Here is a 13,407-nt window from a genome sequence, read left to right as displayed (position 1 = left end):
CGGCCTGCGGCCGCTGGACTCGCAACAAGTTGCTCGCCGTTTAGGCGGGCGTTAAACCCTTATTCAGCATCAAGTCTCTTTAATGCTTTTTTGTAAGCCTCATTTCTCTCGCGTTTTCCCACTGCAAGCACTGTAACTACAACTACGTCATCAAGTACCTGATACACCAACCTATATCCTGATTGGCGTAATTTTATTTTATAAACATTATCGGCACCTAACACTCTATCTGGGGCTACGTGTGGTGTTTTTAATCTCTCTGCTAACTTCTTTTTCAGTTGCTGCTGCAAAGTGCTACCTAGCTTATTCCATTCTTTTAGGGCGCTTCTCTTAAACTCTAATTTATAGGTCATCCAAATTCACCGAAACGCTTTCTTCACCTTGCCTTTCTTTAACAAGCTGTAGTAGTTCCAGATCCTCTAAACGATCCATCATTTTTTCGTAAATCTCAGCCGGGACACAATAGAATGCGGGTTCATTCCTATTCAATATAGCGACAGGATCGCCATATGCACTGCTCGCAACTTTCATCGGGTTTGCTTTTAGTTCAGTAATACTTGCAGCAACTTCTGCTAAAACTCTCGCCGCCATAACGGTCTCCTAAAAGGTCTTTAATTAGGTCATTTTAGGCTATCATTGTTGGTTTAACAAGCGCATAACTCGCTCACTACGTTCGCTGGGACAAAAATACGTAGGCTCCCAGTTCTTCGCTTGGTATTGTAGCCTACATATTTTTTCCCGTTATGCGGGTGTTAGGCAACGAAGAAGATTCAAGGATGAAAAACCTTTATTACAAAATTGCTATGCCAGGAGGAGTTTTTCTAACTATCTTAGGGTGGGGTTTATTAATGCCATCTTTATTTGACATTGTTAATCCTATTTTTTTATGGATAGCTCTTTCAACAATTGGCATTCCAACGGTTTTGGCTTCTTTCTTGTTTTATTACTTCGATAAAATTTTAAAAATAAAAGTTAATGCATTAGCATTGGCTATCACATTAATTGTCTTGACGATTCCAAGTACTTGGATATTTATGACGTCTTGGTTGAATTTCTATCCAGATGATGGCCCGAGCTTGGGCTACATGGGCATTTTTTACATTGGAAGTGCTCCAGTTTGGTTACCCTTAATTATTTTTTGGTCTTGGTGGAGTACACGGAATACCTAACAAGCGAATAGAGACTCGCTTCGCTCGAAGGGAACAAATTGACGTAGGCTCCCCTCGCTCTGCTCGGTATTTTAGCCTAAGAATATTTGCCCTTTATGTGGGAAGTTGAGCGGAAGAAAAACCCTAGAATTGTTCAAAAAATCACCATGACTCACTTCCCATAGATCGTCGTTTGTGATCCAATAGGTATTATCAATTAGGCACAGGAGCCTTGGTGATGCCGCGTTTTATCCCACTCAATTATCAGCAAAGCTCGATGGTTGTAATCAACTACCTCGACCAATTACATCTAGGTACGATTTAATACAATGAATGTTTGATTTTTACAGTAGCTGAGCGAGTTTGTCTAAATTAGGGCCTGAGACTCGATTTACGGTCCATTCGTCCATTGGCTGTGCTCCTAGTGAGCGGTAAAAGTCTATTGCGGGTGTGTTCCAATCTAATACCCACCATTCTAGGCGTGCGCAGTCTTTTTCTTTTGCTAGTTTGGCCAAATAGGCGAGTAGCATTTTACCAAAACCATGGCCACGTGCTGTTGGTTTAACGTATAGATCTTCTAAATAAATTCCGGGCTTACCCGTGAAGGTTGAAAAATTATAAAAATACAAAGCAAATGCAACAGGCTGGCCCTTGTATTCTCCTATGACAGCCTTGGCGTGTTGTATTTCTCCAAACAGATTTTTTTGTAGGGTTGCTACATCGGTAACCACTTCATGCAAAAGTTTTTCATATTCAGCTAACTCGCGAATAAACTGCAGAATTAACTCACTATCTTCAATAGTGGTTGAACGAATACGAAAGTCAGGGTTGGACGTTGCTTGGCTGGGCATTGGGTGTGTTGCTACTAGTCTGTTGCAGCTTGACGCTGAGTGAAATATAGCGCAAATAACAGGCTGATTAACGCTACAAGCCAAATAGGGACGTTACCTAAAATACGGTAAGGTGTTTTACCAGATAGTAGCGCAATGTTATCCACCAAGACGGCGGCTTCAAATTGGGGTAATCGACTTTGAATGTGACCCTTGTGATCAATAAAGCCGGTTATGCCGTTATTTGTGGCTCTTAGAACAGGTAAACCGAATTCTTTTGCTCGTGCCTGGGCTATTTGTAAATGTTGCGCTGGTCCGTGAGAATGGCCAAACCATGCGTCGTTACTTACCGTAATAATAAAATCAGTGTTGGTGTATAAGTTACTGGCAATTTGCTTAGGAAAGGCAATTTCAAAACATAAAGCGGGCGCCAAATAATAGCCTTTTGCTTGGATATTATGTTGTTGGTAATCGCCACGGGAAAACGATGACATGGGCAAATCAAAAATGGGTGCCAAGCCGCGGATCCAATCTTCAAACGGGATAAATTCGCCTATGGGCAGCAGATGATGTTTAGCATAACGATTATCGTGGCCATAATAATATTGTCGAGGTACTTGGCTTAAATCGGTGTTGTCGGGTGTATTTTTTAAACCTAGGGCAATGAGGTTGTTATAGGCTTCTCGTGTTTCAAAATTGTAATTAACGATGCCAGTAATTAAGCCAGTTTGATGCTGAATGGCGAGGGAGTCCATTTCTTGAAGGTAGTCGCCTGCGACGGGTTCAAGCTTGGGCACCGCAGCTTCAGGCCATATGATGATGTCTGCATCCCAGTGCGCTTCGGTCATCACTTTGTATTTATTCATGGTGGGCAAGTCTTGCTCAGGCGTCCAGCGCAGGGCTTGCGGTATATTACCTTGGACCATTGCTATCTTAACTGATTTTCCGGTTGGTTTGACCCAGTCGTGTTGGTCTAAAATAAAACCACTGATTAATACTACGGCAACGATAAAACAACTGACGTAGGCCTTACTTTTTAAGGGGAGCCAACATGCCATCACACTGGCAATAAGTACCACAAAGGCACTGACGCCAATTTCACCAATTAGGGCAAACCAACCGCTTAATGGACCGGGTATTTGGCTGTACCCTAAAGACAACCAAGGAAAGCCAGTTAAGAGCCATGATCGTAACCATTCTGTCGTTAACCAAATAAAGGGCAGGGCGAGGGGCCAAAGACGTACTGCAAAATAGCACCGCAGTAGCCAAAATGCTGTAGCGGGGAATAGCGCTAAGTAGCTGCACAACACTACCATAATAGCGACCGATCCAATGAGCGGTAAGCCGCCAAAATCGGCGATACTGACGTGTACCCAGCTAATGCCTACACCAAACCAAGCTAAGCCAAAAGTAAATCCAAGTTTGAAGGCGTTTTTTTTATCACTGCTTGCTAGCAGATAAATAAAGCCAGCGAGGCTGAGTAGCACCAGGTACCACTGAGAAAATGGGGCATAGCCTAAAGTCAACGTGCCGCCAAGCATAAGAGCCGCGGCCGATTGATAAAAGAAACGTGTTAAATGCAGAATTTATTCTTCCGTATCAGGCATAGTCACTTTTAGTTGTACTAAGCGTCTTTTGTCCGAGTTGGTGACTTTAAACAGAATGTTGTTGATGACAACTTCCTCGTCTCTAGAGGGCATATGACCGAAGGCGCGCAGCACAATGCCACCAATGGTATCAGCGTCTTCTTCATCAAATTTGCTATTAAAAAATTTATTAAAATCTTCTAATGGGGTTAGCGCCTTGACTGAATAGGTGTGTTTGTTCAAAGGTTTGATGCCATCTGATTCTTTTTCGTCATCATCATGTTCATCTTCGATTTCACCGACGATAAGCTCAAGAATATCTTCAATCGTAACTAATCCTGATACACCGCCATATTCATCAACCACAATCGCCATATGGTAGCGTTTTTGTCGAAACTCTTTGAGCAGTACGTCAACTCGTTTACTTTCGGGCACAATAACCGCAGGGCGTAAAATATTTTTGAGTACGAGTTTTTTGCTTGGATCAAAGGCAAATGCTAAGAGATCTTTAGCGAGGAGAATGCCCTCTATATGATCTTTGTCTTCACTGATGACAGGAAAACGGGAGTGAGCAGATTCGAGAATGGCGGGAATAAACTCTTCCACGGTTTCATCTATGTCAATGGTCATCATTTGTGCTCTGGGGATCATGATATCGCGTACTCGCAAATCACTCACTTCCATCACACCTTCCATCATCTCGCGGGTTTCTGGGTTGATGACACCACTTTGTTCAGATTCTTGAATAACACTGACAAGGTCTTGCTTACTTTTCGGTTCTGTCGTGAATGACTGTACAATTTTGTCCAGCCAGCCTTTATTGCCAGAACCGTTACTAGATGGGGGATTATCTTCGCTCATTTTCTCGTAATTTGGTTAGTTTTACTTTGGGCAATCGTTTACTCAAATTGCCCTTGTTTTTTAACTATCGCTATCTTTAATGATTTTGATAAGGATCGTCAATGGATAATTGCTGTAAAATTTTACGCTCTAAGCTTTCCATATGCTCAGCTTCGTCATCGTTTATATGGTCGTAGCCTAATAAATGCAAGGTTCCATGCACGACCATATGCGCCCAATGGTGCGTTAAAATTTTATTTTGTTGCTTAGCTTCATCGGCCACAATGGGCGCACAAATCACTAAATCACCTAATAAATTAAACTCAGTTTCTGCTAAATCAATTGCTGAACTTTCGCCATCTTCGTCAACAGCAAGCAAATCTGGCATCTCAAAGGGAAAAGAAAGCACATTTGTTGGTGAATTTTTACTGCGATACTGGTAATTGAGTTGCTGACTTTCTGCTTCATCCACAACCCGTATTGTGACTTCTTTGTCTTGAATGCTAAGTTCAGCTAAAACCGCATTTAACCAACTGGCTAGGGTGGCTTCATCTGGGATGTTGTTGTGCTCAGTAGCGATTTGCAAATCAAGAAGCGCTGTCATTTCTTTGTGTCATCCACAGTTTGCGCCGCTAAGGCTTGTTTTTGGGCTTTTTCAATTTCTTTTTGACGCTCGTGCTCTTCATAGGCCATTACAATGCTGGCGACTACGGGATGGCGCACAACGTCTGCTGCACTAAAGAAGTTGAATGATATCTCGGGCACGTCTTTGAGCACTTCGATAGCATGGCGTAAACCAGAGCGCACACCACGGGGTAAGTCCACCTGAGTGATATCACCGGTGATAACCGCTTGAGAATTAAAGCCGATACGGGTTAAGAACATTTTCATTTGCTCAACCGTGGTATTTTGACTTTCATCTAAAATGATAAAGGCATCATTTAAGGTACGGCCGCGCATATAGGCTAGAGGGGCAACTTCGATAACGTTACGTTCGAGTAGTTTTTCAACTCGTTCAAATCCTAACATTTCAAATAGAGCATCGTATAAAGGACGCAAATAAGGGTCGACTTTTTGTGACAAATCACCGGGTAAAAAACCGAGTTTTTCACCGGCTTCTACCGCAGGCCGGGTCAGTAAAATACGTCTTACTTCTTGGCGTTCAAGAGCATCAACAGCACAGGCGACTGCTAGATATGTTTTGCCTGTTCCAGCAGGTCCTACACCAAAGGTGACGTCATGATTAACGATATTCGCCACATATTGGTTTTGATTGGGGTTTCGAGGTTTAATGACACCGCGTTTGGTTTTGATGGATATATCTTTACCGTATTTAATGCTTTGTGCTGGGTCTTCTTGCTCAAAGGCACTGGCTTGTTGAATGGCTAAATGTACCTTACCCGATTCGAGGTCTGGTACTTCGCCTTTTACGGTTTGTGTTTCGATATACAGATTCTTCAATAAGTTTATTGTACTTTGCACCTGAATGGCTGGTCCAAGTACTTTAAACTCGTTGTTTCTATAGCTTATTTCTACCCCTAAACGGCGTTCAAGTTGTTTAATGTTGTCATCAAATGGACCACATAAACTGGCAAGACGTTTATGGTCAGAGGGTTCTAAATACACTTGCTCACTTACTAATTTTGTCAATGTAAGGCTCTCAGTAGACGGTTTGCAAATAGGATGAAGGCGGAACAAAGGGAAAGCAGAAAACGAGGTATTTTGCTTTCCCTTTTATCATCAATTTGGAACAAATTGGCTCACACCTAATTCGTTAGTCGCGGGGCTTTTTTTAGCTAAGATAACCTGAGGTGCAATGCTGTCACGCAGACCCATCTCAGATTCGGTGCGCAGTACTTCACCGCGCAGTGAATTGGCAAATACACTGGTGATTTTAACATCTACAAATTTACCAATCATGCTCGGCTGACCTTCAAAGTTAACCACGCGGTTATTTTCAGTACGGCCGGTTAGCTCCATTGGATTTTTCTTTGATGGACCTTCCACTAAAATGCGTTGCTCAGTATCTAACATGCCTCTTGCTATACGTAAGGCTTGTTGGTTTATACGTTGCTGTAAAAGTTGTAAACGTAGTTTTTTGGTTTCTTCGCTAACATCGTCCGGTAAATCTGCGGCAGGCGTACCTGGGCGGGCGCTGTAGATGAAACTGAAGCTCAAATCAAAATCCATTGCTTGGATGAGATCCATGGTTGCTTCAAAGTCTGCATCGCTTTCACCTGGAAAACCGATAATAAAGTCAGACGACATACTCAAATTTGGTCGAATTTTTTTCAGTCTGCGTATTTTAGATTTGTATTCAATCGCGGTATGGCCACGTTTCATCATGGTCAGAATGCGATCTGAGCCTGATTGCACCGGTAAATGCAAATGGTCAACTAACTCAGGTATTTGCGCATAGGCTTCGATAATATCGTCAGTAAACTCTACTGGATGCGAGGTGGTGTAACGGATTCGATCAATGCCGTTTATCGAGGCGACCAGTTCTAATAACTCTGCAAAGGTACATACGCTACCATCGAAATTAGGGCCTCTGAACGCATTTACGTTTTGGCCTAAGAGGTTAACTTCTCTTACTCCTTGAGAAGCAAGTTGAGCTATTTCAAGCAATACATCGTCAACTGGACGGCTCACTTCTTCACCGCGGGTATAGGGTACTACGCAAAATGTACAGTATTTAGAGCAGCCTTCCATGATTGACACAAAGGCTGTTGGCCCATCAGCACGAGGCTCTGGCAGACGATCAAACTTTTCAATTTCAGGAAAGCTGATATCTACCACCGAGCTACTGCCGCCTTTGATCTGGTTAATCATTTCAGGCAAACGGTGCAAGGTTTGTGGGCCAAAGACGATATCGACAAAAGGTGCACGTTGGCGAATGACATCGCCTTCTTGCGAGGCAACGCAACCACCAACACCGATAATGAGCTCGGGTTTAACCTTTTTAAGGTTTTTCCAGCGGCCTAATTGGTGGAATACTTTTTCTTGAGCTTTTTCGCGAATTGAGCAGGTATTAAGTAAAATGACGTCGGCATCTTCAGCTGTTTCTGCCAATTGATAACCATGGGTCGAATCCAATAGGCCGGCCATTTTGTCCGAATCGTATTCGTTCATCTGGCAGCCCCAGGTTTTTATAAAAAGCTTCTTAGTCATACTAAATTTGGGTACCTTTACTCAATAAAGTGTGATGGTTATGGTGCCAGTTTTTCACGGTTTAACCCGCGCACTTAACCCTACAAACCACCGAGTCAATCTGTTACTTACCGTAAGGGAGCGTTGCGCGCCCGCTGCGATAGGCCGAAAATGAACCGCGCATTTTACGGGTTATTTACCCACTACGCCACTTTTAAGCGTGCTTTAGTGGCAGTTTATTTCAATTAATCATGTAAAACTTTGTCTCAGTTGCGGTACAAGCGACACAAAGGTGATACCCAAGGTTGCGACAGCTTGATATGCTATGTGCCTATTTATTTGGATATAAGTTGATCAATGCAAAACTTACACACTATTACCATTGGTGATATTCAAGTCGCAAACAACAAGCCCTTCGTTTTGTTCGGTGGCATGAATGTATTGGAATCAAGAGATATGGCGATGCGTATTGCCGAGTACTATAAGGAAGTGACGACTAAACTCGGTATTCCTTTTGTTTTTAAAGCCTCATTTGATAAAGCAAATCGCTCATCCGTGCATTCATACCGAGGTCCAGGTATGGAAGAGGGTTTGAAAATTTTTGCTGAAATTAAGCAGACCTTTAATGTGCCGTTGATCACCGATGTGCATGAGCCATATCAAGCTGCGCCAGTAGCTGAAGTGGTTGATGTGATTCAATTGCCGGCGTTTTTAGCGCGCCAAACAGATTTAGTGGTGGCGATGGCCGAAACGCAAGCCGTAATAAATGTGAAAAAGCCCCAGTTTTTGGCCGCCCATGAAATGCGTCATATCATTAAGAAGTTTGCAGAAGCAGGCAATGATAAAATTATCTTGTGCGAGCGTGGTTCGTGTTTTGGTTACAATAATTTAGTGGTTGATATGCTCGGCATGGATGAGATGAAAAGCTATGCCCCCGTGATTTTTGATGCGACGCACGCTTTACAAAAACCTGGTGGCAGAGAAAACTCTGCTGACGGGCGTCGAGCGCAAGCTGCTCAGTTAGCACGTAGTGGTATGGCTCTTGGATTAGCCGGTTTGTTTATTGAGGCCCATCCTGAACCGAATCAAGCCTTATGTGATGGTCCATGTGCTCTGAAATTAGATAAGTTGCAGCCGTATTTGGAGCAAATGTTAGCCTTAGATGAACTAGTAAAAGGCTTCGCCCCTTTAGATACAAGCGCTCAGTAAGCATGGTTTACGCTTGAACACATTGTTCGCGCACCCAAGTGAGGGTGCGCAGGACAAATTCGTGTGATGTTTATGCGGGCATATAAAGTCTATTGCACGAGGGCTTACTCTGTAATTACCACTTTAAATTTGTAATCAGGTAATTGGTCAGTGCTTTGCTTTAATGATGCGCTAGCGCGGTCTTCAGCGATGCTATGCTTTAATAATTTATGTGCTTGGGGTGTGACATCGCTTACACCAATATCTGCGAGTAAATCAGCCAAACTCTGACCAATTTCACTGAGAAGTTGGCTTTGCTGGCTTTCTGCTTCCGCCGCTTTTTGCGTGTCTTTGCTGATAGAAGCAAAGGCGGCGTTGCTGAATAAATATGCAGACAAAATAGCTATTGTACTTATTTTTATGGTTAAAAAACGAATTTTCATGAATTAATCCTTATTAATTTTAATGCCTAAATTTAACGCTTGTTAATTTTTAGTGTTGTTGGTGTTACATCTTATGTATTTGTTACTTATTGTTTTATATCAATAAATAATTTTATTTGGGTAAATAATAAACAGTTTTTGGCGTTTTTTATAATGACATTTAGTATGGATGTGCATTAGAAAAACTAATGATGTAAGCTATGTGCAAAGAGATTGGAGTGTTAACACATCATGAATCGTCGACTCCCACCATTAAATTCACTTAAAACCTTTGAAGCAGCGGCTCGACATTTGAGTTTTACTCGTGCCGCTGATGAGCTTTTTGTCACGCAAGCGGCAGTGAGTCATCAAGTCAAAGCGTTAGAAGAATTTTTATCGATGAAGTTATTTCTGCGGCGAAATCGTGCGTTGTTGTTAACTGAAGAAGGGCAAAGTTACTATTTAGATTTGAAAGAAATTTTTCGCAATATTCAGGATGCCACTGAGCGGCTGGTAGCCAGAGGGGCAAAAGGGGCGATCACGGTCGCTTTACCACCCAGCTTTGCTATTCAGTGGTTAGTACCAAGGATCAGCCATTTTAGTCAGTTAAATCCCGATATTGACGTGCGTATAAAAGCGGTAGATTTTGATGAAGGCTTTTTAAGTGATGATGTGGATGTGGCTATTTATTACGGTAAAGGCAATTGGTCTGGACTGGTTGCTGATAAACTTCACACAGAATTTTTGACTCCAATGTGTTCGCCGCTGTTATTTCAAAGTAGTAAACCTTTAGCGCATTTAGATGATTTGCGTCACCATGTCTTGCTGCATGATTCATCGCGAGATGCTTGGAAAGGGTGGTTAAAAAAAACCAATGTGCTGGGAGTCAATGTCAATCAAGGGCCGATATTTAGCCATTCTATGTTGGTCTTGCAAGCCGCAGCTTTAGGGCAGGGTATTGCCTTGGGTCACAGTGTACTGGCGAGGCCTGAAATTCAGTCAGGGCGCTTAGTATGTCCGTTTGAAGAAAAGTTAATCACCAACAATGCCTATTATTTTGTGTGTCAGCAATCTCAAGCAGACTTGGGTAAGATTGTCGCTTTTAGGCAATGGCTGGTTGAGCAAGTACAACAAGACCAAGAAGATGAAGATTTTATTTAAAACCAGTTATTACAGCACCGTTTAGTGGCTTAATCGAGGGGATTTTATGCAGTTTTATTTGGTAGCCGCAGGGCTAAGTGCAATGCTATCCGTCATGTTAGGGGCATTTGCAGCTCATGGGCTTAAAGCTCGTTTGACTGAGACGATGTTGGCTACATTTCAAACGGGTGTGCAGTATCAGTTTTATCATAGTTTAGGGCTGATTCTTATCGTGCTTTTATATCGCCAGCAACCCAGTGGATTGATGATGTGGAGTGGCACCTTAATGTTGGCAGGCATGGTATTATTTAGTGGTAGTTTGTATGGCTTAGCGTTGACTCGACTAAGTTGGCTTGGGCCCATTACGCCCTTAGGTGGCATGTGCTTTGTTTTTGCATGGCTGTTGTTGGTCATCGCGGTTATAAAAAATGGATAATGAAAATATGCTCGGACTGTTGTTGTATTGCCGCAGTGGATTTGAAAAAGATGTCGCAGCTGAAGTGCAAGACAAAGCGAGTCAAATGAATGTGTTTGGCTACGCCAAACTAATTGCTGATTCGGGCTATGTCGTGTTTCAATGTTATCAGCCAGATGAAGCGGATACATTGGCTAGAACGCTTAATTTTTCTCAGTTAATTTTCGCCCGTCAAATGTTCGCTAGTAGCCAATTGATCGACAATATGGATGTCAGCGATCGGCTTAGCCCTCTGCTTGCAGCAAGCGCTGCTTTTCCGCAGTGTGGCGACTTACGAGTTGAATATGCGGATACAAGCGAAGGACGTGAGTTGTCGAAATTTTGCCGAAAAATCAGCGTTCCGTTGCGTCAACATTTACGAAAAAATAATAAATTAACTAATAAAGAAAATCCGAATAAGCCGGTGTTGCATGTATTTTTTACCGCCACTGATGCGGCTTATATTGGCTATTCTTATAGCAATAATAATTCACCCTTACCTTTGGGGATCTTACGGCTTAAGTTTCCTCATGATGCGCCCAGTCGTTCTACCTTAAAACTGGATGAAGCTTTTCAGACGTTTATTCCCAAGGCTGAACATGACGTACGCCTGAGGGGCAGTTTGCATGCCGTTGACCTTGGTGCTTGTCCCGGCGGTTGGACCTATCAATTGGTCAGGCGCAGCATGTTTGTAGAGGCAGTTGATAATGGTGCCATGGATAAGGCATTGATGGACAGTGGTTTAGTTACCTATTGTCCCGAAGATGGCTTTAAATTTAAACCAAAGAAAAACAATATCTATTGGCTAGTGTGCGACATGATTGAGCAACCGCAAAAAGTGGCAAAATTGATGGCGCAATGGGTGGCAAGTGGGCGATGTAAAGAAGCAATGTTTAACCTAAAATTACCCATGAAAAAGCGCTATGAGTCAGTCCAAGAGTCCTTGGCCATTATTGCTGATGAGATTAAGGCGCAACAAGCGGGTCAGTATCAACTGCAAATTAAACATCTTTATCACAACAGAGAAGAGGTCACGGTGCATTTGCGCTTGTTGTCGAAGTAGGCATAAACAAAGAGTAGAAAAATAAAAAAGGGCTTAAAAGCCCTTTTTTATATGGCGTCTAGTTGTCGATACTGGCGCTGGTGATACAGCAACGCCCCGGCTTTTTCTTGCTGCTTGATATCAACCACACGACAGAAAAACACGTCGTGGGTTGCTACACTCAAACGTTCTGTGATCACGCAGTCAAAGGTCACCGCTGCACCGACTAACACGGGAGAGCCTGTTGTGAGGGTTTCCCATTGAGCACTGGCAAAACGGTCTTGCATGGCGGCTTTCCCACCAAACAGATTAGACAGAGCATCAAACCCTTGATCCAAGGTATTAATGGCTAATGTTTCGCTTTTACTAAATACATTGTAAACCGAGGTTCCACGGTTTAAACACACCAGTAGTGTTGGGGGATTATCACTAACGCTGCATACTGCCGTTGCAGTGAAACCCGCTTTACCTTCGTCACCATCGGTGGTCACAATATTCACAGTCCCAGGAAGGCCTGCCATGCCATTGCGAAAAGCTTCTGGTGTTACGCTATGGTGTGTTGATGTTTGCTCAACACTACTTTTATCACTCATTGGTATCTTGGTTCCTTACGACTAAAAACGATGTTTATTTTACGATTGCTCCACCCATCTTTGCTGATACAGTGGTAGGTTTTGTCTAACGTCAGTGCTTATTTAAACTTCTTTTACCGCGGTGTCATGATTTTTTCATGCTTCGTGATTAACTTACAGCTTAATTTTAGCCTTGCGTGATATTAATAGGGTTTAAAATTTAGCTGCGGGTCGTTAAGCTAAGCCTCTAATATGGAATAAAAATAACATGATCTGCGCACGCGGCATAATGAAACACACACCAGGGATATAATAATGACAATGAGTCAGGCAAGCATTGCCTCTGAAAATACCTCAGATAAACAGAACAAAAAAAACACGCGAGTAGTCAGCGCCAGCGTGATAAGAAAGCGTAAAAAAGCCAAAGAGAGCAAACGTAAGGTGATTATGCAGGCTGCATTGGACTTGTTCTCTCGAAGTGGGGTACACGGAACCAGTATTGAGCAGGTGGCTGCCCATGCCGAGGTGTCTAAAACTAATTTACTGTATTACTTTAACAGCAAAGAACAACTGTATTTAGGCGTGCTGCAACAGTTATTGGACGTGTGGTTACAGCCTTTGCAAAATTTTAGTCAAGAGCAAGATCCGATTCACGCTATTGGCGACTACATACGGGTAAAACTCGAGTTATCACGAGATAATCCAGCTGAATCTCGCTTGTTTTGTATGGAAGTGCTGCAAGGCGCTCCCCTCATTTTGGATGAGCTCAAGTCACCTTTACGTGATCTTATTGAGGCAAAAGTGCAGGTTATACGGCATTGGATTGAGGCTGGCAAACTGGCGCCAGTGGATCCTTATCATTTGATTTTTTCGATCTGGGCGACAACCCAGCACTATGCTGATTTTCGCACTCAAGTTGAGGCTGTAACCGGTAAGAATTTACACGATCCCGATTTTTTCGCTGAAGCCCTCCACAATGTGCAAACCATTATATTGGGCGGCGTACGTCCACGGTTGTGAAACACGGTTGTGAAA

16 protein-coding genes are annotated in these 13,407 nt (G+C 42.9%); 6 read left to right on the top strand and 10 right to left on the bottom strand.

Annotated elements, in window-relative coordinates:
* Positions 1-59: 59 nt before the first annotated feature.
* Together NWQ57_RS12255 and NWQ57_RS12250 are read right to left on the bottom strand one after the other, a co-directional pair.
* Positions 60-353 (bottom strand): type II toxin-antitoxin system RelE/ParE family toxin, encoded by a 294-nt coding sequence (locus tag NWQ57_RS12255; protein ID WP_007991254.1) that lies wholly within the window; start codon positions 351-353, stop codon positions 60-62.
* Positions 343-591, bottom strand: coding sequence for a type II toxin-antitoxin system Phd/YefM family antitoxin (locus NWQ57_RS12250; RefSeq protein WP_032095995.1), 249 nt, complete (start codon positions 589-591; stop codon positions 343-345). Before NWQ57_RS12250 ends, NWQ57_RS12255 begins: the two co-directional genes overlap by 11 nt.
* A gap of 185 nt (positions 592-776) precedes the next feature.
* On the opposite strand from NWQ57_RS12250, the gene NWQ57_RS12245 reads away from it, so the two are divergent.
* Positions 777-1,169 (top strand): hypothetical protein, encoded by a 393-nt coding sequence (locus NWQ57_RS12245; protein ID WP_306022436.1) that lies wholly within the window; start codon positions 777-779, stop codon positions 1,167-1,169.
* 323 nt (positions 1,170-1,492) lie between these two features.
* Here the strand turns inward: NWQ57_RS12245 and NWQ57_RS12240 are convergent, their stop codons facing one another.
* From NWQ57_RS12240 to miaB, 6 genes are all read right to left on the bottom strand, one after another.
* Positions 1,493-1,999 carry a GNAT family N-acetyltransferase gene (locus tag NWQ57_RS12240; RefSeq protein ID WP_306022435.1) on the bottom strand — a complete coding sequence of 169 codons (507 nt, stop codon included), beginning with the start codon at positions 1,997-1,999 and terminating at the stop codon, positions 1,493-1,495.
* 14 nt (positions 2,000-2,013) lie between these two features.
* The gene (lnt, locus tag NWQ57_RS12235) at positions 2,014-3,519 is read right to left on the bottom strand and encodes an apolipoprotein N-acyltransferase (RefSeq protein WP_306022434.1); all 1,506 of its coding nucleotides are present in this window, start codon (positions 3,517-3,519) and stop codon (positions 2,014-2,016) included.
* Positions 3,520-3,564: 45 nt separating this feature from the next.
* On the bottom strand, positions 3,565-4,425 hold the full coding sequence (gene corC / locus NWQ57_RS12230; protein WP_306022433.1) for a CNNM family magnesium/cobalt transport protein CorC: 861 nt from the start codon (positions 4,423-4,425) through the stop codon (positions 3,565-3,567).
* A 76-nt stretch (positions 4,426-4,501) separates the two neighbouring features.
* A complete protein-coding gene (gene ybeY / locus NWQ57_RS12225; RefSeq protein ID WP_306022432.1) occupies positions 4,502-5,008 on the bottom strand; it encodes an rRNA maturation RNase YbeY in 507 nt (168 codons plus the stop codon).
* Positions 5,005-6,054: a PhoH family protein gene (locus tag NWQ57_RS12220; RefSeq protein ID WP_306022431.1), complete on the bottom strand. Its 1,050-nt coding sequence runs from the start codon at positions 6,052-6,054 to the stop codon at positions 5,005-5,007. Before NWQ57_RS12220 ends, ybeY begins: the two co-directional genes overlap by 4 nt.
* Before the next feature lie 90 nt (positions 6,055-6,144).
* Positions 6,145-7,575, bottom strand: coding sequence for a tRNA (N6-isopentenyl adenosine(37)-C2)-methylthiotransferase MiaB (gene miaB / locus NWQ57_RS12215; RefSeq protein ID WP_306022430.1), 1,431 nt, complete (start codon positions 7,573-7,575; stop codon positions 6,145-6,147).
* 336 nt (positions 7,576-7,911) lie between these two features.
* Here miaB and kdsA point away from each other — a divergent pair, with 336 nt between their 5' ends.
* Entirely contained in the window at positions 7,912-8,763 is an 852-nt protein-coding gene (gene kdsA / locus NWQ57_RS12210) for a 3-deoxy-8-phosphooctulonate synthase (protein WP_306022429.1), read from the top strand.
* A 104-nt stretch (positions 8,764-8,867) separates the two neighbouring features.
* Here kdsA and NWQ57_RS12205 read toward each other — a convergent pair whose 3' ends face one another.
* On the bottom strand, positions 8,868-9,185 hold the full coding sequence (locus NWQ57_RS12205; RefSeq protein ID WP_306022428.1) for a hypothetical protein: 318 nt from the start codon (positions 9,183-9,185) through the stop codon (positions 8,868-8,870).
* 231 nt (positions 9,186-9,416) lie between these two features.
* Between NWQ57_RS12205 and NWQ57_RS12200 the strand changes: the two genes are divergently transcribed.
* Genes NWQ57_RS12200 through rlmM form a run of 3 tightly spaced genes read left to right on the top strand, consistent with a single transcriptional unit; the run spans position 9,417 to position 11,821 of the window.
* Complete coding sequence (locus NWQ57_RS12200) at positions 9,417-10,325, top strand: transcriptional regulator GcvA (protein ID WP_306022427.1); 909 nt, start codon at positions 9,417-9,419, stop codon at positions 10,323-10,325.
* 46 nt (positions 10,326-10,371) lie between these two features.
* Entirely contained in the window at positions 10,372-10,740 is a 369-nt protein-coding gene (locus NWQ57_RS12195) for a DUF423 domain-containing protein (RefSeq protein WP_306022426.1), read from the top strand.
* Positions 10,741-10,747: 7 nt separating this feature from the next.
* Complete coding sequence (gene rlmM / locus NWQ57_RS12190) at positions 10,748-11,821, top strand: 23S rRNA (cytidine(2498)-2'-O)-methyltransferase RlmM (RefSeq protein ID WP_306022437.1); 1,074 nt, start codon at positions 10,748-10,750, stop codon at positions 11,819-11,821.
* Positions 11,822-11,868: 47 nt separating this feature from the next.
* On the opposite strand, the gene NWQ57_RS12185 is transcribed toward rlmM, so the two are convergent.
* The gene (locus NWQ57_RS12185) at positions 11,869-12,393 is read right to left on the bottom strand and encodes a flavin reductase (RefSeq protein WP_306022425.1); all 525 of its coding nucleotides are present in this window, start codon (positions 12,391-12,393) and stop codon (positions 11,869-11,871) included.
* Between the two features lie 294 nt (positions 12,394-12,687).
* Here NWQ57_RS12185 and rutR point away from each other — a divergent pair, with 294 nt between their 5' ends.
* Positions 12,688-13,392: an HTH-type transcriptional regulator RutR gene (gene rutR, locus NWQ57_RS12180; RefSeq protein WP_306022424.1), complete on the top strand. Its 705-nt coding sequence runs from the start codon at positions 12,688-12,690 to the stop codon at positions 13,390-13,392.
* Positions 13,393-13,407 lie beyond the last annotated feature (15 nt).

The sequence above is a fragment of the Paraglaciecola sp. genome (assembly GCF_030730205.1).
GTDB lineage: Bacteria > Pseudomonadota > Gammaproteobacteria > Enterobacterales > Alteromonadaceae > Paraglaciecola.
The sequence above is the reverse complement of the archived record's forward strand: the minus strand, read 5'-3'. Positions and strand labels throughout refer to the sequence as shown.

What these genes read in the sequence shown, in the direction of transcription:
- NWQ57_RS12205 (WP_306022428.1), bottom strand. Translation starts at nt 9,185, where the DNA reads ATGAAAATTCGTTTTTTAACCATAAAAATAAGTACAATAGCTATTTTG.
- NWQ57_RS12200 (WP_306022427.1), top strand. Translation starts at nt 9,417, where the DNA reads ATGAATCGTCGACTCCCACCATTAAATTCACTTAAAACCTTTGAAGCA.
- rutR (WP_306022424.1), top strand. Translation starts at nt 12,688, where the DNA reads ATGACAATGAGTCAGGCAAGCATTGCCTCTGAAAATACCTCAGATAAA.
- NWQ57_RS12245 (WP_306022436.1), top strand. Translation starts at nt 777, where the DNA reads ATGAAAAACCTTTATTACAAAATTGCTATGCCAGGAGGAGTTTTTCTA.
- lnt (WP_306022434.1), bottom strand. Translation starts at nt 3,519, where the DNA reads ATGCTTGGCGGCACGTTGACTTTAGGCTATGCCCCATTTTCTCAGTGG.
- NWQ57_RS12240 (WP_306022435.1), bottom strand. Translation starts at nt 1,999, where the DNA reads ATGCCCAGCCAAGCAACGTCCAACCCTGACTTTCGTATTCGTTCAACC.
- corC (WP_306022433.1), bottom strand. Translation starts at nt 4,425, where the DNA reads ATGAGCGAAGATAATCCCCCATCTAGTAACGGTTCTGGCAATAAAGGC.
- NWQ57_RS12250 (WP_032095995.1), bottom strand. Translation starts at nt 591, where the DNA reads ATGGCGGCGAGAGTTTTAGCAGAAGTTGCTGCAAGTATTACTGAACTA.
- kdsA (WP_306022429.1), top strand. Translation starts at nt 7,912, where the DNA reads ATGCAAAACTTACACACTATTACCATTGGTGATATTCAAGTCGCAAAC.
- NWQ57_RS12195 (WP_306022426.1), top strand. Translation starts at nt 10,372, where the DNA reads ATGCAGTTTTATTTGGTAGCCGCAGGGCTAAGTGCAATGCTATCCGTC.
- NWQ57_RS12255 (WP_007991254.1), bottom strand. Translation starts at nt 353, where the DNA reads ATGACCTATAAATTAGAGTTTAAGAGAAGCGCCCTAAAAGAATGGAAT.
- NWQ57_RS12185 (WP_306022425.1), bottom strand. Translation starts at nt 12,393, where the DNA reads ATGAGTGATAAAAGTAGTGTTGAGCAAACATCAACACACCATAGCGTA.
- miaB (WP_306022430.1), bottom strand. Translation starts at nt 7,575, where the DNA reads ATGACTAAGAAGCTTTTTATAAAAACCTGGGGCTGCCAGATGAACGAA.
- ybeY (WP_306022432.1), bottom strand. Translation starts at nt 5,008, where the DNA reads ATGACAGCGCTTCTTGATTTGCAAATCGCTACTGAGCACAACAACATC.
- rlmM (WP_306022437.1), top strand. Translation starts at nt 10,748, where the DNA reads ATGCTCGGACTGTTGTTGTATTGCCGCAGTGGATTTGAAAAAGATGTC.